The following is a 17,689-nucleotide window of genomic DNA, read 5'->3' on the forward strand; positions in this document are numbered from 1 at the left end:
GTAAGCGCCCTTACTGGTCCGACGAGAAACGGACCGCCCCGTCCGGGATGTGCGCGTCGCACCAGATGCGGACGCCCGAGCGGAGTTCGTTGTCGCTGCCGACCCGTGCGCGGTCGCCGATGACCGCCCCGTCCAGGACCGTGCGGGCGCCGATGCGGGCCCCGGCCCCGACGAGGGAGTCGCGGACGCGGGCGCCCGCCTCGATCACCGCGCCGTCGAGGACGGTGCTGCCGTCCACCCGGGCGCCCGGCTCGATGCGGGCGCCCGCGCCCACCACCGTGCCGCCCATGAGCTTGGCGTCCGGGGCCACGTCGGCGCCGTCGAGGACGAGCCGGTCGCCGCAGCGGCCGGGGACCGCCGGGGACGGGGCGCGGCCCAGGACCAGGTCGGCGGAGCCGCGCACGAATGCCTGCGGGGTGCCCAGGTCCAGCCAGTACGTGGAGTCGACCATGCCCTGGAGATGGGCGCCCGCGGCCAGCAGGCCGGGGAAGGTCTCGCGCTCCACGGAGACGGGGCGGCCGGCCGGGATCGTGTCGATCACCGAGCGGTTGAAGACGTACGCGCCCGCGTTGATCTGGTCGGTGACGATCTCCTCGGGCGTCTGGGGCTTCTCCAGGAACGCCGTGACGCGGCCGGTGGGGTCGGTGGGCACGAGGCCGAAGGCCCTCGGGTCCTCGACGCGGGTGAGGTGGAGGGAGACGTCCGCGCTCGTCGAGCGGTGGGTCTCCACCAGGGCCTCGATGTCCAGGCCCGTCAGGATGTCCCCGTTGAAGATCAGGACCGGCTCGTCCGGGCCCGAGTGGAGCCGGGAGGCCACGTTCCGGATGGCCCCGCCCGTGCCCAGGGGCTCCACCTCGGTGACGTACTCCAGGTGGAGGCCGAGGGCGGAGCCGTCGCCGAAGTACGGCTCGAAGACCTCGGCGAGGTAGGAGGTGGCGAGCACGATGTGCTCGACCCCGGCGGCGCGGGCGCGCGCGAGCTGGTGGGTGAGGAAGGGGACGCCGGCCGCCGGGACCATCGGCTTGGGCGTGTGCACCGTGAGCGGGCGCAGCCTGGTTCCCTTGCCCCCGACCAGGAGGATCGCTTCTGTCACCTGTCGTCTCTGCTTCCTGCTGGGGCCGGGCCGTGATCGGCGGCCTAGTGTATGCAGAACGTGCGCGGCGCCCCGCCCCAGGTCAGCGGCCCTGGAGCCGGGCGGCCGTGGAGCGGGCGGTGCCGAGCCGGTTGTAGAGCCTGTCGCCCGGGCATTCGGTGGCGTAGCCGTCGCGGTGTCCCGAGATGGCCTTGAGCCTGACCCTGGTGCCCTTCTTGTAGAGGTTGCCGCCGCCGGAGACCAGGGACGCGGTGCCGAGCGGGTTGACGTCGTAGAGACCGAGCTTCCACGAGGTGAGGGTGGCCACGGCGTCCACCGCGGCGTAGGACGGGTTGGACTTCCCGAAGGACCCGAGCACAGCGATCCCCATGCTGTTGGTGTTGAAACCGAGAGTATGGGCGCCCTTCACGGGTTTCGCCACACCGCCTGCCCGGCCCTCGTAGACGGTGCCGCACTTGTCGACGAGGAAGTTGTACCCGATGTCCCGCCAGCCGCTGCTCACCACGTGATAGCGGTAGATACCGCGGACGACGGAGGCGGCCTGCGAGCAGCTGTAGTCGTTGCCCGAGGCGGTGTGGTGGACGAACGCCGCCCGTACGGCGCCGGTGTACACGAAGCCGCGCTCGCGCAGCGATTCGTCGGCGCCCCAGCCGGCCCGGGTGACGATGCGGGGCCGCGGGCCGACGTAGCGCCCGGGCTCCAGGACGTCCACGGTGTCGTCGTCGGCTTCGGTGGTGCCGTCGCCGTCCGGGTCGTGGACCTCGGGGTCGCCGGGGCGCTCCCGGTCGTCCGCCGGGAGGTGGTCGTCGGCTTCGGCCAGCTCGTCGATGCGGGTGGCCGCCACGTCCCGTGCGGAGTCCGGCCTGGCCAGGGCGGGGATCTCCGTCGCGCCCAGCGGGGCCAGCGGGGCGTTGGCGGCCGAGGCGGCCGTCTCCTCGTCGACGGGCAGGGATACGGGCACGGGCAGCGGGGACGGCGTGGGTACGGGCGTGCCCGCCCGTTTCCGGGCCGGTGCCGCTGCCGTTGCCGGTGCCGGGCCGGTGCCCGGGTCGACGAGTTCCACGCGCAGGCCGGACGGCAGGGCGGCGCTGCGGTTCCCGCTCGGCTTCTCGTTCGGCTTCTCGTTCGGCTTCTCGCCCGGGTTCTCGCCCGCGGTGGTCTCCTGCTCCGGCCTGACCCGGACCTGCACGGCGTCCGAGGCGCCGACCCACAGGGGCGCGGTGGAGCCGCGCAGGCTGCCGTCGAGGGCCTCGGGCGAGTCCTCGTCGGGGCGGTCGTCGTCGTGCGTCTGGAGGTCCCGCCAGTCCGACCAGGTGCCGGTGCCGGTCGCCCGGGTGCGGACCTGGGCGCGGCCCCGCAGCTCCGCGCCGGCGTCGTCCCAGACGATGCCGACCAGCGAGAACGGCTCGACCTCCTGTGCGGGCAGGCCCCGTTCGGCACCGTCCTCGCCGCTCGGGTCGAGACGGTGGCCGACCACGCCGAGCGGCAGGGAGTGCGTCGTGCCGGGCACGGTGCGGGACGGGGCGCTCTGGGCGGGCGCGGAGACGGAGGGGGGTGCCGAGGGGGCCGCGGAGGGGGGCGCCGAGGCGATGGCTCCGGACGGGGTGGCGAGGAAGGGCAGGGTCAGTGCGGCGGCACAGGCGGTGACGGCGGCCGGGAAGACAAAGTTTCCACGCATGCCAGAAATACTGGTCATATCATTACATATCTGTCCATTGATGACCTGACGGCGAGTCGGCCCCACGGGCCCCTGCGGAGCCCCTTTCCGACTGACCGTCAGCACCGCCCCGGCGTAGTCTGACGCCGATGAACGCCACCGATCGCACCCCTGCCGACCTGCTGCGTTCCGCGCTCGCCGCGGACCCGGCCCGCCCGCTCGTGACCTTCTACGACGACGCCACCGGCGAACGCGTGGAACTGTCCGTGGCCACCTTCGCCAATTGGGTGGCGAAGACCGCCAATCTGCTGCAGGGCGACCTCGCCGCCGAGCCCGGGGACCGCCTCGCGCTGCTCCTCCCGGCCCACTGGCAGACCGCCGTCTGGTTGCTCGCCTGTTCCTCCACCGGGGTCACGGCCGAGATCGGCGGCGACCCGGCCGCCGCCGACCTGGTGGTCAGCGGGCCGGACGGGCTGGAGCAGGCGCGCGCCTGCCCGGGCGAGCGCATCGCGCTGGCCCTGCGCCCCCTGGGCGGCCGCTTCCCGCAGCCCCCGGCCGGGTTCGCCGACTACGCCGTCGAGGTGCCGAGCCAGGGCGACCGGTTCGCCCCGTACGCCCCGGTGGACCCGGACGCCCCCGCGCTCGTCGTGGACGGCCTGGAGCTGACGGGCGCGCAGGTGGTCGAGCGGGCGCGCGCCGACGCCGCCCGGTACGGGCTGGCCGACGGCTCACGCATGCTGTCCGGCCTGCCCTACGACAGCTGGGAAGGGCTCTCCGCCGGGCTCTTCGCCCCGCTCGCGGGCGGCGCGTCCGTGGTGCTCTGCCGCCACCTCGACCGGCTCCCCGAAGACGGCCTCGACAAGCGCCGGGAGAGCGAGCGCGTCACCGTGACGGCCCTCTGACGCTGCCGTCCGCCGGGATCCGCGCGATGATCGGCAGTACGTGCGTACGAAGCCGACTCCGCGGAGGAGGGACGCAGCGCAGCCGTGAACGACCGCCCGGGCACGCCCGACCGGCGGCCCGGCCTCTTCGGCAAGAGGCCGGGCGGCAGGGCCGGCACGCCCCGGCGGCGGCGCAGCCGCCGCAGCCGCTGGCTGCGCGCCCTGGCCCTGGGCTTCGCGCTGCTGCTGCTCCTGGTCGCCGGGGTCGGCTGGTTCCTCTACGAGCAGCTGAACAGCAACATCACCACCGACACGGAGACCGCCGAGGAACTGGCCCGCTGGGAGAAGCAGCGCCCCAGCGCACTGGTGGCCGGCGCCCAGAACATCCTCATCATCGGCTCCGACACCCGCAGCGGCTCCGGCAACGGCCAGTACGGCGAGGACAGCGGCAGCCAGCGCTCGGACACCACGATCCTGCTGCACGTGGCCGCCAACCGGAACAGCGCGACCGCGGTGAGCCTCCCCCGCGACCTGATGGCGAAGATCCCCAGCTGCCGCAAGCCCGACGGCACCTACACCAACGAGCGCTTCGCCCAGTTCAACTGGGCCTACGAGCTGGCGGGCACCGCCTGCACGATCCGCACCGTCGAGGGCATCACCAACATCCGCATCGACCATCACATCGTCCTGGACTTCATGGGGTTCAAGCGGCTCGTGGACGCGGTGGACGGCGTCGAGCTGTGCCTGAAGAAGCCGATCGACGACCGCGAGGCGCGCCTGCACCTGCCTGCGGGCCGTCAGGTGCTGCACGGAGAACAGGCCCTGGGGTACGTACGCGCCCGCTACAGCATCGGCGGCGGCAGCGACACCGAGCGGATGGGGCGACAGCAGGCGTTCCTGGCCGCGCTCTTCCGGGAGATGCACAGCGACGGAGTGCTGCTCAACCCCGCACGGCTCTACCCCGTGCTCGATGCGGCCACCAAGTCGCTCACCACGGACGCCGGGCTGGACTCGCTCAGGAAGATGTACGACCTGGTGCGCACCGTGCGGAACATCCCCACCGAACACGTGCAGTTCCTGACGGTGCCACGCAAGCCGTACGCGTACAACGCCAATCGCGACGAACTGGTGCAGCCGGACGCGGACCAGCTCTTCCAGCAGCTGCGCATGGACCGGCCGGTGACAGTGAGCGCGAACGTCCGGCCCGCAGACGGCAAACCGCGGGGCCGGGATCCGGAGGCGGACGGCGAGGCGACCCCGGAGGCTCCGGCCGATCCTGTCGTACCGGAATCCGTGGCGTCCCCCGCGGCATCCTTCCGGGCTCCCCCCACGGCGTCGCCCTGGGCGTCCCCCGCCGCGCCTTCCTGGACGCCCCCGTCGGCCGCGCCCTCGCCCTCCGCACTGCCCACCACGCCGCCGACCTACCAGGGCACGACGGCGGCCCGCGGTGTCTGTGATTGAAACGGCAACATAGCCGCCAAGTCACCAAAAGGTACGATCACCTTCCTGCCCCGGTGGCCGACTCGGCCCGGCACGGCATTCTTCTCCGCGAAGGGATTGGGCAGATTGCCCAGTTGTAGGGGAGTGCAATTTGTCACCGGCGTCGCGTGGCGCTGAACTGGGCGGATAGTGTGAGCGATCCGGTGCGCACGGCCGGGTTGACCGCGCGCACAGACGACGTGATCGAGCGCCTCTGGGGGCAGGCGCCGCGTGGCACCGACGGAGGATTCAAGCGACCGTGGACGCGCAAGGCCGTGGGCGGGCGGGTGGCATCGACCCCGCCGACCAGTGGGTTTTCGACCCCGAAACCGGCAGCTACGAGCTGCGCCTGGAACAGGGGGCCCCGTCCCCGGCGGCTCCCGGCCGCCCTTCCGCCGCGACTTCGCGCGCAGCCGGCGAGGCCTCCGTGGGCAAGCAGGGCAGCACGCCCCGGCCCAGGCCCCGCTCCGGTGACGGCCGTCCCGTGCCCGGACAGCGCCCCGGTGCGGGCGGGCGCCGGCCCGGCGGGACCAAGGCGGCCGCCGCGGGGCGCCGCAAGCCGAAACCGAAGAAGTCCACGAAGAAGAAGGTGCTGCTCTGGACAGGCGGCACGCTGGCCTTCGTGCTCGTCGGCGGCTCGGTCGGCGCGTACCTGCTCTACCAGCACTTCAACAACAACATCGACAAGGTCGACGTCGGCATCAACAACGACGCCGTCGTCAAGGGCCCGGTGAACATCCTCGTCATCGGCACCGACAAGCGCTCCGGCGAGGGCAACACCGGCTACGGCGACGACGGCAGCGTCGGCCACGCCGACACCACGCTGCTGTTCCACGTCTCCGAGGACCGGTCGAACGCCACCGCGCTGTCCATCCCGCGCGACATGATCACGGACATCCCGGACTGCCCCACCAAGACGGACGGCAAGACCAAAACCATCCGCGGCTCCAAGGGCGTCCGCTTCAACGAGAGCCTGGGCCAGGAGGACCGCGACCCCGGCTGCACCTGGCGCACCGTCGAGCAGCTGACCGGCCTGAAGGTCACCCACTTCATGATGGCCGACTTCAACGCCGTCAAGAAGCTGTCCACGGCGGTCGGCGGCGTCGAGGTGTGCCTGGGCAAGGACATCAACGACCCCAAGTCGCACCTCAAGCTGAGCAAGGGCCGGCACGAGATCCAGGGCGAGGACGCGCTGGCGTTCGTCCGCACCCGGCACAGCGTCGGCTTCGAGAGCGACCTGGACCGCATCAAGCTCCAGCAGCAGTTCCTCAGCTCGATGATCCGGAAGATGAAGTCCGGCGACACCCTCTCCAACCCCAAGAAGCTCTACGACCTCGGTGACGCCGCGACCAACTCGCTCACCGTCGACACCGGCATAGGATCCGTGTCCAAGCTGACCAGCCTGGCCAAGGAAATGAGCAAGGTGAACCTGAAGAACATCACCTTCGCCACCGTCCCGGTCCTTGACAACCCCGCCGACGGCAAGGTGCACAAGACGGTCATCCTGGACAAGCCCAAGGCCGAGCCGCTGTTCGCCATGGTCCGTCAGGACGTGTCCCTCACCGAGGTGAAGGCGAAGGAGAAGAAGGCCCAGGAGGAGGCGGACGCCAAGCAGGCGGCGCTGCTCCAGGGCCCGCGGGCCGAGCCCGCGACCGTGCGGGTCAAGGTGCTCAACGGCAGCGGCCGGATGGGCGCCGCGCAGGAGACCGTCGCCTGGATGCAGAACTCCAAGGGCATGGCCCGCTCCAGCAACGGCGGCAACGCCCCCGGGGGCAAGAAGGTGGACAAGACGGTCCTGGAGTTCGCCCCCAACCAGGCCGACCAGGCGCGCCGCCTCGCGGACGAGATGGGGCTCGACGCCGACGCCCTCAAGCAGTCCACGACGCCCGCGGCGCCCACGGCGGAGATGACGCTGACGCTCGGCGCGGACTTCAAGGCCGCCGGAACTCCGGTCAACGCACCGCAGAAGGCCCCGGAAGGCATTCAGAAGGTCGAAGCGGACGACGAGAACATCTGCGCCAAGTGAACCCTGAGCACGGGCTTTCGCATCTCATTACGCAGTAGCACTCATTCAAGGACGACACGCCTGCCCATCGGGCCGGACGCGCACTCATTTCAGGGGGAGGCCCGATGCGGCACAGCAGCGGCGTGCGGGGAGAACGGGCCGGCAAGCCCGGCAAGCCGGCGGAGGACGAGAAGGACTCCGGACAAGCCAAGGGCTCCGAGGAGCCCGAGGGATCCGAGTCCGGAGCCGAATCCGGATCGGGATCCGAATCGGGATCGGGATCTGGCTCCGTCCCCGCCCCCCGCACCGGCTCCGCATCCATATCCGGCGGCAGCGGCAGCAGACCGCGCCGCCGCCGGATCCTGCGAATAGTCCGCTGGACCGCGCTCGGGCTCGCGATCCTCGTGCTCGGGGTCGCGGGCGTGGGCTGGTTCTACTACCAGCACCTCAACGACAACATCAAGAAGAACAAGCTCAACCTCGGCGACAAGCAACTCGACCGCAGCGCCGCCAACGCCGACGGCCAGCGGCCGCTGAACATCCTGCTGCTGGGCTCCGACAGCCGGGCCAGCAAGGAGAACCAGGATCTGGGCGGCGCCCGCGACGACGCCGACCGCCCGGCGCTCGCCGACGTCCAGATGCTGGTGCACGTCTCGGCCGACCGCTCCAACATGTCGGTCGTCAGCGTGCCCCGCGACACCCGGGTGACGATCCCCAAGTGCACCGACCCCGACGGCGGGAAGGTCTACAAGGAGACCAACCGTCAGATCATCAACACCAGCCTGGCCAACGGCGGTCCCGGCTGCACCGTGGCCACCTGGGAAGAGCTGACCGGCATCCCCATCGACCACTTCATGATGATCGACTTCTCCGGCGTGGTGAGCATGGCCGATGCGGTCGGCGGCGTCCCGGTCTGCGTCGACGCCAACGTCTACGACAGCAAGTCGGGCCTGCGGCTGCCCAAGGGCACCCACACGGTCAAGGGCGAACAGGCCCTCCAGTGGCTGCGCACCCGGCACGGCTTCGAGGACGGCAGCGACATCGGCCGCACCCACGCCCAGCACCTCTACATGAACGCGATGGCCCGTCAGCTGAAGGGCGGCACCAAGCTCTCCGACCCGGCCCAGCTCACCGGCCTCGCCGAGGCGGCCACCAAGGCCCTCACCGTCGACAAGGACCTCGGCTCGGTCAAGAAGCTGTACGACCTGGCCAACGACATCAAGCGGGTGCCGTCGGGCCGGATCACCATGACGACCATGCCGTGGGCCACCGACCCGCAGGACCCGGACGCCCATGTGATCCCCAAGCCCGGCGACGCCGACAAGCTCTTCTCGCTCGTCCGCAACGACATCGCGCTGGACGGCAAGGACAAGAAGAAGGACGACAAGGCCCAGGCGCCGACGGCGCCCGCCGCGCCCAAGCAGAACATCGCGGTCACGGTCTACAACGGCACCGGCACGGTGGTGGCGCCGCCGGTCACCGGCCGGGGTGCCGACATCGCCGCGTTCCTGGTCAAGCAGGGCTTCGCCAAGGCCACCGCGGACTCCACGCCGCGGGCGCAGGCGGACACCACGATCACCTACCCGCGGGCCGCGCAGCGGGCCGACGCGATGGCGGTGGCCCAGGCCCTCGGCCTGCCGGAGAGCGCGGTGCGGCACTCCCCGGAGGTGCAGCAGATCACGCTGGTCGTGGGCGGGGACTGGCGGAAGGGGACGACGTACCCGAAGGCGGAGGACGCCGAGGGGGCTTCCCCGGCGCCGGACGCGTCCGCGAAGCCGGACGCTTCGGCGAAGCCGGAGCCGTCCGGCAAGCCGAAGGCCGACGACAACAAGGCACCGGAGAGCGCGGATCCGCTCAACGGCGACGACCAGTCGGCGTGCATGAAGGTGAACCCGCTGAACCGGTTCTAGCTGCCGGGGGCAAACTCAGCCCCTCCGGCGTTTGAGGAGCGGGGGTCCGGGGGCGGAGCCCCCGGTTACGGGAAGGGGCGGGGTGGGGAAAGGCGCCGCAGGCCGCCCCACCCCGCCCCCCTACCGCGTCACCGCCGGCCGCCGGCTCGCGATGACCTTCTTCGCCAGCGCCCGCGGGCTCGTCAGGAAGCCGAACCCCCACGACATGTGCATCGTCGCCAGCGCCACAGGAATCCGCAGCCGCGCCCCCACCGGCAGCCCCTTCCCCGCCGGCACCGAGCCCGCCGCGATGGCCGCCAGATAACCCGCCGGGATCACCAAGCCCCACGGCGTGACCGCGGCACCGACGGCCACGCCCGCCGCGATGGCGACCACGGCGGTCGGCGGGGCAAGGTAGCGCAGGTTGATCGAGCCCTGGTGGTAGCGGGCGACGACGTGGCGCCAGCGCCCGTAGTCCTTGTACTGCTTGGCCAGGGCCTTGATGTTCGGCCGCGGCCGGTACGAGACCCTCAGCTCCGGCGAGAACCAGATCAGCCCGCCGGCCTCGCGGATGCGGAAGTTCAGCTCCCAGTCCTGGGCGCGGATGAACTCCTCGTTGTACCCGCCCTGCTGCTCCAGGGCCTCACGGCGGAAGACGCCCAGGTACACGGTGTCCGCCGGGGCGGCCGCGCCGCCCGTGTGGAAGGCCGCGTTGCCCACCCCGATCTTCGAGGTCATGGCGGCGGCGACGGCCTTCTCCCAGTCGTTCTCGCCCTCGGCGTGCATGATGCCGCCCACGTTCTGCGCGCCCGTCTCGTCGAGGAGCCGCACGGCGGTCGCGATGTAATTAGGGGAGAGCATGCCGTGGCCGTCGACGCGTACCACGATCGGGTGACGTGATGCCTTGATCGCCGCGTTCAGTGCGGCAGGGGTGCGACCGGTCGGATTCGGCACGGTATGCACCCGGGAGTCCTCCCGGACCAGCTCCGCGGCGATCTCGTCGGTGCGGTCGGTGGAGGGGCCGAGTGCAATGACCACCTCCAGCTCACCGGCATACTCCTGCTCCAGGATGTGCCGCACGGAGGTGCGCAGATGCCGCTCTTCATTGAGCACCGGCATGATCACGGAAACGGCTGGCGGCTGCTGATCGGGCATGGTTCCTCGGTGGTACGGGGGCCGGGAGCCCCCTCCGGCGGACGGCTGACTCGGCTTGTTCGGCGGGTTCGGCGGGTTCGGCTGCTCGGGCAGCTTCGGCTGCCCGGCCGATCCCCCCGGTCACGTTACCGCCAATGGGGGACACGGTTCCGCCCCGGCCGGGTGGCGGGGCCCCGCCGGACGGCGTGGGGCCGCGGACAGTTCATCGTATGGGCCTACCGTGATGCCGCCTCGCCCACCGCTTTGCCCGGGAACATCGTCGCGGAGGTCTCGAAGTGACCGCACCGGCCCGCTCCCCCCGCCCGATCCGGAGCCGTCACCGCCACCCGCGCCGCCCGCGCTGGGGAATGCGGCTGGCCACGGGCGCCGCGGTGGTCGTGCTGGGCACCGGCGGGATCGGGCACGCGGTCGTCTACGGCATCGAGGGCGGCATCGGCCGGGTCGACCCCTTCGGCGGCCTGTCGAACCGGCCCGGCGGCGGCAAGGGCATGAACGTCCTGCTCGTGGGCACCGACGGGCGCGACAAGATCACCGAGTACGAGCGCAGGCACTACCACCTGGGCGGCACGCCCTGTCACTGCACCGACACGGTGATGCTGGCCCACCTCTCCGCCGACCGCCGCCGGGCCACCGTGGTCAGCCTCCCCCGCGACACCTACACCGAGATCCCCGAGCACCCGGACGAGACCGGCCGGATCCGCCCGGCCCACCCCCAGAAGCTCAACGCCGCCTACGCCGAGGGCGGCCCCGCCCTGACCGTACGGGCCGTCGAGCAGCTCACGGGGGTGCACGTCGACCACTATCTGGAGGTCGACTTCACCAGCTTCATGAAGACGGTCGACGCCGTGGGCGGGGTGCCGGTGTGCACCGTGCGCCCGCTCAAGGACGCCTACTCCGGACTCGACCTGCCCGCGGGCACCACCACCCTCGACGGGGGCCGGGCGCTGCAGTACGTACGCTCCCGCCACCTCGACGGCGCCGCCGACCTGGGCCGGATGCAGCGGCAGCAGCGGTTCCTCGCCTCGCTCATGCACAAGGCGGCCGACGGCAAGGTGCTGCTGAACCCGGTGACGTTCCGCAGGGTCGCCTCGGCCGTGCTCGACTCGGTCCGCGCCGACCGGGGCTTCGGCACCGACCAGCTGGTGGAGCTGGGCAATGCGATGCGGAAGCTCACCCCCGCCTCGGCGGAGTTCGCCTCCGTGCCGATCGCCGTCACCGACTTCCCCGTACCGCACGTCGGCTCGACCGTGAAGTGGGACGAGGCCGCGGCCGGCAAGCTCTTCCGGGCCCTGCGCGAGGACCACCCCGTCAACGAGGAGCCGCCGGCCGAGGAGGCCCCGGGCGCGGCGCAGGACGCCAAGCCCCACGAGCAGCCGCCCACGACCGTCGACGTGGCGCCCCAGCAGGTCCGGGTCCAGGTCCTCAACGGCACCGGGCACGACGGCCTCGCCCGCGCGACCGACGACGCGCTGCGCGCCACCGGCTTCGCGACCACCGGCACCCCCGCCGACGCCCCGGCGCCCGTGGCCCCGCGCACCGTGATCAGCTACGACCCCCGCTGGGACCGCTCCGTCCGCTCACTGGCCGCCGCGCTGCCGGACGCCGAGCTGCGGCCGGTGCCGGGGCAGGGGCCGCTGATGAAGGTGATCGTGGGCACGGACCTCGCCAAGGTCCACCCGGTGCAGGCCAAGGATGCCTCGCCGCGGCACGGGAACATCCCGGTCACCACGGGTGACCAGGCGATCTGCCCGGAGCGGGCCTGACCGCACCCCCTGGGGCGCACCGCCGGTGGCGGTCAGTCCTCGATGCCCTCGGCGGCGCGGTTCTTCCGCAGCTCCGTGATCGCGCGGCGCCGGGCCAGCCGGTGCGTGCGCCGGATCTGGGCCTCCTGGTAGCGCCGCCGGTCCTTCTCGGTCTCCGGGAGCACCGGGGGCACCTGCCGGGGCTTGCCGTTCTCGTCGACGGCGGCGAAGACGAGATAGGCGCTGCCGACCTGGACGGCGGGCGTCGACTCGTTCCACCGCTCGGCGAGCACCCGCACGCCGACCTCCATGGAGGACCGCCCGGTCCAGTTCACCTGGGCCTTCACATGAACGAGATCGCCCACCCGGACGGGCTCCAGAAAGGCCATCTCGTCCATCGAGGCGGTGACCGCGGGGCCGCCGGAGTGCCGGCCGGCCACGGCGCCCGCGACGTCGTCCACGAGTTTCATGATCACACCGCCGTGCACGGTGCCCAGCAGATTGGTGTCGCTGCCGGTCATGATGTGGGAGAGCGTCGTGCGGGAAGCCGACGTGGGCTTGCCGGGTATCCCGGCCTCCGGGCTCCGGTCCTGAGTGGTCATGTCCACCACTGTATGCGCGGCCGGCCCCGGGGGAGGATTTGCATCAGCTCTGCAACAGCACTCCCCGCCCCTTCGGGTCTCCGGGCGACGGCAGGCACACTCGATGCCATGAACGAGTGGCCCCAGGGGCGGACCGAAGACCGTCGCGAGCGGTACGGGCGCGGCAGCACCGGCGCCGAGCCGGAGGGCGCGCGCGCCATGCCGCATGTGCGGCGGCCCGCCCCGCCCCAGCAGTACCGGCCGCCCCAGCAGTACCAGCCGTCCCAGGGCTACGACGCCCCGGAGCACCACGACGGCCGTCCCGACAGCGGCTACGACGACGGTTACAACACGGGCCGGGTCTACGGCCCCGGCGGCACCCCCGCGGGGCCCGGCGGACCGGGTGGTCCCGGCGGCCCCGGCGGCCCGCGCGGCGGCGTCCGCGCCCCGCGCGCCTCCGCGCCCAACTGGGGCAAGCGGATCAAGATCGGGCTGATCGCCTTCGTCGCCGTGCTGCTGGTGGTGTCCGTCAGCACCTACTTCTGGGCCGACGGCAAGCTGCGCCGCGAGGTGGACCTCGGCAAGGTCCAGGACCGGCCCCCGGCCGGCAGCGGCACCAATTACCTGATCGTCGGCTCGGACAGCCGCGAGGGCCTCTCGGACCAGGACAAGCAGGAGATGCACACCGGGTCGGCGGACGGCAAGCGCACCGACTCGATGATGATCCTGCACACCGGCGACAACGGCACCACGATGCTCAGCCTGCCCCGGGACTCGTACGTCACCATCCCCGCGTTCACCGGCCAGAAGTCCGGCAAGCAGTTCCCGGCCTCCACCCACAAGCTCAACCAGGCGTACTCGGACGGCGGCGCCGAGCTGCTGGTGCGCACCGTCGAGTACAACACCGGCCTGCACATCGACCACTACGCGGAGATCGGCTTCGGCGGCTTCCGCAATCTGGTCGACTCGCTGGGCGGCGTGGAGATGTGCCTGGACAAGCCCGTCAAGGACCGGGACTCGGGCGCGGACTTCAAGGCCGGCTGCCAGACCCTGAACGGCGTCCAGTCGCTGGCCTTCGTGCGCCAGCGCCACCAGGAGGCCGACCAGGACCTGGGCCGGATGCGCAACCAGCAGAAGTTCCTGAACACGCTCGCCAAGCAGGCCGCCTCGCCCTCGACGGTCCTCAACCCCTTCCGGCTCTACCCCGTCATCGGCTCGGGCCTCGACACGCTCATCGTCGACAAGGACATGGAGCTGTGGGACCTGGCCTCGATGTTCTGGGCCATGAAGGGCGTCACGGGCGGCGACGGCCGGCAGCTGACCGTGCCGATCTCCAACCCGAACCTGCCGACGCGCAGCGACGGCGTGGCGGTGAAGTGGGACCCGGCCAAGTCGAAGCAGCTCTTCGAGCAGCTGAAGAAGGACGAGAAGATCAGCGCCGAGCAGTGACGCGGGCGGACCGCCGGGGCCGCCGGGGCCGCCCGGCTCAGGCGGCCTGCTGCGCGGGCTCCGGTCCGGTCGCGTCGATGAGCGCGAAGACGGCACCCTGCGGGTCCTGGACCACGGCCGTCCGCCCGGCCGCCATGTCGGACGGCGGCTTGATCACCGAGCCGTTGGCCCGGATCAGCGCGTCCACGGTGCTGTCGGTGTCGTCGACGGAGAAGTACGTCAACCAGTGGGCGGGCGATCCGGGCGGGGACTTCTCCAGGCCCTGCATGCCGCCCACCACCCGGTCCGCCACCTTCAGGGCGAGGTAGTCCGGCATTTCCTCCATGGGGCTGCTGGTGATGCCGAGGGCGGCCTCGTAGAAGGTGCCGGCGGTCTTGGTGTCGCCGGTGTTCAGCTCGTTCCACACCACCGAGCCCGGCTCGTTGACGACCTGCGCGCCGAAGAAATCCTTGGCCTGCCACAGCCCGAACACCGCGCCCGTCGAGTCGGCCACGATGGCCATGCGGCCGATGTTCAGCACGTCCGTCGGCTCGAACAGCACCGTGCCGCCGTGCTGCTCGATGGCCCGTACGGTGTCGTCCGCGGCGGCGACGGCCAGGTAGGTGGTCCACGCGGGCGGCGGCTTGGAGCCGCCCTCCTGGGCCATCGAGGTCATGATCCCCGCCACGGCCTTCCCGTTCAGGCTGCACACCGCGTAGCCCCCGGTCTCCGGGGGGCCGGGCTCGCCCTGCCAGCCGAACAGGTCCCGGTAGAAGTCCAGGGCCTCCCGCTGGTCCGGGACCACGAGGTCCACCCAGCACGGCGTGCCGGGCACGTACGGTTTGGTCACCTCGGGCATGACGCGAGCCTCCCTGGCGGTTAGGAATCCCCCGACCACCTTCACCCGCCGGGCCGCGGCCCGCCACCGGGAAACGCGAACGGCCCCCCGGCCGGACGCCGCCGGGGGGCCGTGGTCACGGGGTGCGCCCTACGGGAGGTTGCGGGCCATGACGATCCGCTGGACCTGGTTGGTGCCCTCGTAGATCTGCGTGATCTTCGCGTCGCGCATCATGCGCTCGACCGGGTAGTCGCGGGTGTAGCCGTAACCGCCCAGGAGCTGGACGGCGTCCGTGGTGATCTCCATGGCGGCGTCGGAGGCGTAGCACTTGGCGGCGGCGCCGAAGAAGGTGAGGTCGCCGTCGACACGCTCGGACTTCGCAGCGGCCGCGTACGTGAGCTGGCGGGCGGCCTCCAGCTTCATGGCCATGTCGGCCAGCATGAACTGGATGCCCTGGAAGTCGGCGATCGGCTTGCCGAACTGCTTGCGCTCCTGGACGTAGCCCTTGGCGTAGTCCAGGGCGCCCTGGGCGATGCCGAGGGCCTGGGCCGCGATGGTGATGCGGGTGTGGTCCAGGGTCTTCATCGCGGTGGCGAAGCCGGTGCCCTCCTCGCCGATCATGCGGTCGGCGGGGATGCGGACGTTGTCGAGGTAGACCTCGCGGGTCGGGGAGCCCTTGATGCCGAGCTTCTTCTCCGGAGCGCCGAAGGAGACGCCCTCGTCGGACTTCTCCACGACGAAGGCGGAGATGCCCTTGGAGCGCTTCTCCGGGTCGGTGACGGCCATGACCGTGTAGTACTCGCTGACGCCCGCGTTGGTGATCCAGCGCTTGACGCCGTTGAGGACGTAGTGGTCGCCGTCGCGCACGGCCTTGGTCTTCATGCCTGCGGCGTCGGAGCCCGCGTCGGGCTCGCTGAGGCAGTACGAGAACATCGCGTCGCCCTTGGCGAGCGGGCCCAGGTACCGCTTCTTCAGCTCCTCGGAGCCGGAGAGGACGACCGGCAGCGAGCCGAGCTTGTTGACGGCGGGGATCAGGGAGGAGGAGGCGCAGACGCGGGCCACCTCCTCGATGACGATCACCGTGGCGAGCGCGTCGGCACCGGCGCCGCCGAACTGCTCGGGGACGTGCACGGCGTGCAGGTCGGCCGCGACGAGCGCGTCGAGGGCCTCCTGCGGGAAGCGGCCCTCCTCGTCCACCTCGGCGGCGAACGGCGCGATCTTCGCCTCGGCGAGCGAGCGCACGACCTTGCGGAGCTCGTCGTGCTCCTCGGACGGCCGGTACAGGTCGAAGTCCTTGTTTCCCGCCAAGGCGTACTCCCAGAGAGTTAACTACCGTTTAGTAACCACGATTCTAGGGGCGTGCTCCGCGCGGGGATACGTGAGTTAGCCGACAGCGGCCCGCCGCCGGTCCCTCCCCTTCTCCCCTTTTCTCCCCAGCTCTCCCCCGCGTCTCCGCCGGGTCCCCCCGGACCGGCGATCTTCCGGAATCCTTTCCCGGCCGGGCCCCGACTATGCTCGGGCAACGCAATCCGGCCCGTCAGCACCTGGAGCACCGCATGGCCCTCAAGATCACCGTGATCGGCACCGGATACCTCGGTGCCACCCACGCCGCGGCCATGGCGGAGCTGGGCTTCGAGGTGCTGGGCCTGGACGTGGTGCCCGAGAAGATCGAGACCCTCTCGCGCGGCGAGGTCCCGATGTACGAGCCGGGGCTCGAGGAGCTGCTGCGCAAGCACGTCGCCGGGATCGAGGGCTCCACCGGGCGGCTGCGCTTCACGACCTCCTGGGAGGAGGTCGGCGAGTTCGGCGACGTCCACTTCGTCTGTGTGAACACCCCGCAGAAGCACGGCGAGTACGCCTGCGACATGTCCTACGTCGAGAGCGCCTTCACCTCGCTGGCCCCGCAGCTGCGCCGCCCCGCGCTGGTCGTCGGCAAGTCGACCGTGCCGGTCGGCAGCGCGGCCCGGCTCGCCGGGCTCCTCGCCGGGCTGGCCCCGGCGGGCGCGGACGTGGAGCTGGCCTGGAACCCGGAGTTCCTGCGCGAGGGCTTCGCCGTGCAGGACACCCTGCACCCCGACCGCATCGTGGTGGGCGTCGGCGGCGAGCGCGGCGAGAAGCTGCTGCGCGAGGTGTACGCGACGCCGATCGCGGAGGGCTCGCCGTTCGTGGTCGCCGACTACCCGACCGCGGAGCTGGTCAAGACCGCCGCCAACTCCTTCCTCGCCACGAAGATCTCCTTCATCAACGCCATGGCCGAGGTCTGCGAGGCCGCCGACGGCGATGTGGTGAAGCTGGCGGAGGCCATCGGCCACGACGAGCGCATCGGCAAGAAGTTCCTGCGGGCCGGCATCGGCTTCGGCGGCGGCTGCCTGCCGAAGGACATCCGCGCCTTCATGGCCCGCGCCGGGGAGCTGGGCGCCGACCAGGCGCTGACCTTCCTCCGCGAGGTCGACTCCATCAACATGCGCCGCCGCGCGCACATGGTCGAGCTGGCCCGGGAGGCCGTGGGCGGCGGCTTCCTCGGCCGGCGGGTGGCGGTGCTGGGCGCGACGTTCAAGCCGGACTCGGACGACGTGCGGGATTCGCCCGCGCTGAACGTCGCCGGGCAGATCCACCTCCAGGGCGGCCAGGTGACCGTCTACGACCCCAAGGGCATGGACAACGCGCGCCGGGTCTTCCCGACGCTGGCCTATGCGGAAAGCGCGGTGGAGGCGTGCCGGGGGGCGCATGTGGTGCTGCACCTGACGGAGTGGGCGGAGTTCCGTGAGCTGGACCCGGCGGTGCTGGGGGAGGCCGTGGCGGAGCGGCATGTGCTGGACGGGCGCAATGCGCTGGACGCGGCGGCGTGGCGGGAGGCGGGCTGGACGTTCCGGGCGCTGGGGCGTCCGCGGGCGTAGTTTTTCCCCACCCCGCCCCTTCCCGAAAGTCCTCAAACGCCGGA

The 17,689-nt window shown here is 71.7% G+C and carries 13 protein-coding genes; 7 read left to right on the forward strand and 6 right to left on the reverse strand.

Annotation, left to right across the window (positions count from 1 at the left end; translation table 11 throughout):
- Positions 1–10: 10 nt before the first annotated feature.
- On the reverse strand, positions 11–1,093 hold the full coding sequence (gene manB, locus AC1Z4A_RS11880) for a mannose-1-phosphate guanylyltransferase (protein ID WP_483678051.1): 1,083 nt from the start codon (positions 1,091–1,093) through the stop codon (positions 11–13).
- Positions 1,094–1,175: 82 nt separating this feature from the next.
- Positions 1,176–2,771, reverse strand: a complete 1,596-nt coding sequence (locus AC1Z4A_RS11885; RefSeq protein WP_483678053.1) for a peptidoglycan recognition protein family protein — start codon at positions 2,769–2,771, stop codon at positions 1,176–1,178.
- Between the two features lie 128 nt (positions 2,772–2,899).
- Here AC1Z4A_RS11885 and AC1Z4A_RS11890 point away from each other — a divergent pair, with 128 nt between their 5' ends.
- The 4 genes from AC1Z4A_RS11890 (at position 2,900) to AC1Z4A_RS11905 (ending at position 9,025) form a co-directional block, all read left to right on the forward strand.
- Entirely contained in the window at positions 2,900–3,652 is a 753-nt protein-coding gene (locus AC1Z4A_RS11890) for a TIGR03089 family protein (protein ID WP_483678055.1), read from the forward strand.
- A gap of 84 nt (positions 3,653–3,736) precedes the next feature.
- Positions 3,737–5,092, forward strand: coding sequence for an LCP family protein (locus AC1Z4A_RS11895; RefSeq protein ID WP_483678057.1), 1,356 nt, complete (start codon positions 3,737–3,739; stop codon positions 5,090–5,092).
- Positions 5,093–5,369: 277 nt separating this feature from the next.
- Complete coding sequence (locus tag AC1Z4A_RS11900; protein ID WP_483678059.1) at positions 5,370–7,136, forward strand: LCP family protein; 1,767 nt, start codon at positions 5,370–5,372, stop codon at positions 7,134–7,136.
- A gap of 104 nt (positions 7,137–7,240) precedes the next feature.
- Positions 7,241–9,025: an LCP family protein gene (locus AC1Z4A_RS11905; protein WP_483678061.1), complete on the forward strand. Its 1,785-nt coding sequence runs from the start codon at positions 7,241–7,243 to the stop codon at positions 9,023–9,025.
- Between the two features lie 120 nt (positions 9,026–9,145).
- Here the strand turns inward: AC1Z4A_RS11905 and AC1Z4A_RS11910 are convergent, their stop codons facing one another.
- On the reverse strand, positions 9,146–10,159 hold the full coding sequence (locus tag AC1Z4A_RS11910; protein ID WP_483678063.1) for a glycosyltransferase family 2 protein: 1,014 nt from the start codon (positions 10,157–10,159) through the stop codon (positions 9,146–9,148).
- Positions 10,160–10,434: 275 nt separating this feature from the next.
- Between AC1Z4A_RS11910 and AC1Z4A_RS11915 the strand changes: the two genes are divergently transcribed.
- The gene (locus tag AC1Z4A_RS11915) at positions 10,435–11,922 is read left to right on the forward strand and encodes an LCP family protein (RefSeq protein ID WP_483678065.1); all 1,488 of its coding nucleotides are present in this window, start codon (positions 10,435–10,437) and stop codon (positions 11,920–11,922) included.
- Positions 11,923–11,954: 32 nt separating this feature from the next.
- On the opposite strand, the gene AC1Z4A_RS11920 is transcribed toward AC1Z4A_RS11915, so the two are convergent.
- Positions 11,955–12,503: an acyl-CoA thioesterase gene (locus AC1Z4A_RS11920; RefSeq protein WP_483678067.1), complete on the reverse strand. Its 549-nt coding sequence runs from the start codon at positions 12,501–12,503 to the stop codon at positions 11,955–11,957.
- A 108-nt stretch (positions 12,504–12,611) separates the two neighbouring features.
- Between AC1Z4A_RS11920 and AC1Z4A_RS11925 the strand changes: the two genes are divergently transcribed.
- Positions 12,612–13,931, forward strand: coding sequence for an LCP family protein (locus AC1Z4A_RS11925; protein WP_483678069.1), 1,320 nt, complete (start codon positions 12,612–12,614; stop codon positions 13,929–13,931).
- A gap of 37 nt (positions 13,932–13,968) precedes the next feature.
- Here the strand turns inward: AC1Z4A_RS11925 and AC1Z4A_RS11930 are convergent, their stop codons facing one another.
- Together AC1Z4A_RS11930 and AC1Z4A_RS11935 are read right to left on the reverse strand one after the other, a co-directional pair.
- Complete coding sequence (locus tag AC1Z4A_RS11930; RefSeq protein ID WP_483678071.1) at positions 13,969–14,769, reverse strand: VOC family protein; 801 nt, start codon at positions 14,767–14,769, stop codon at positions 13,969–13,971.
- A gap of 129 nt (positions 14,770–14,898) precedes the next feature.
- Positions 14,899–16,056, reverse strand: coding sequence for an acyl-CoA dehydrogenase family protein (locus AC1Z4A_RS11935; protein WP_483678073.1), 1,158 nt, complete (start codon positions 16,054–16,056; stop codon positions 14,899–14,901).
- Between the two features lie 248 nt (positions 16,057–16,304).
- Here AC1Z4A_RS11935 and AC1Z4A_RS11940 point away from each other — a divergent pair, with 248 nt between their 5' ends.
- Entirely contained in the window at positions 16,305–17,645 is a 1,341-nt protein-coding gene (locus AC1Z4A_RS11940; RefSeq protein ID WP_483678076.1) for a UDP-glucose dehydrogenase family protein, read from the forward strand.
- The last annotated feature ends 44 nt before the right edge of the window (positions 17,646–17,689 follow it).

This window comes from Streptomyces sp. 17_S59 (assembly GCF_056930295.1).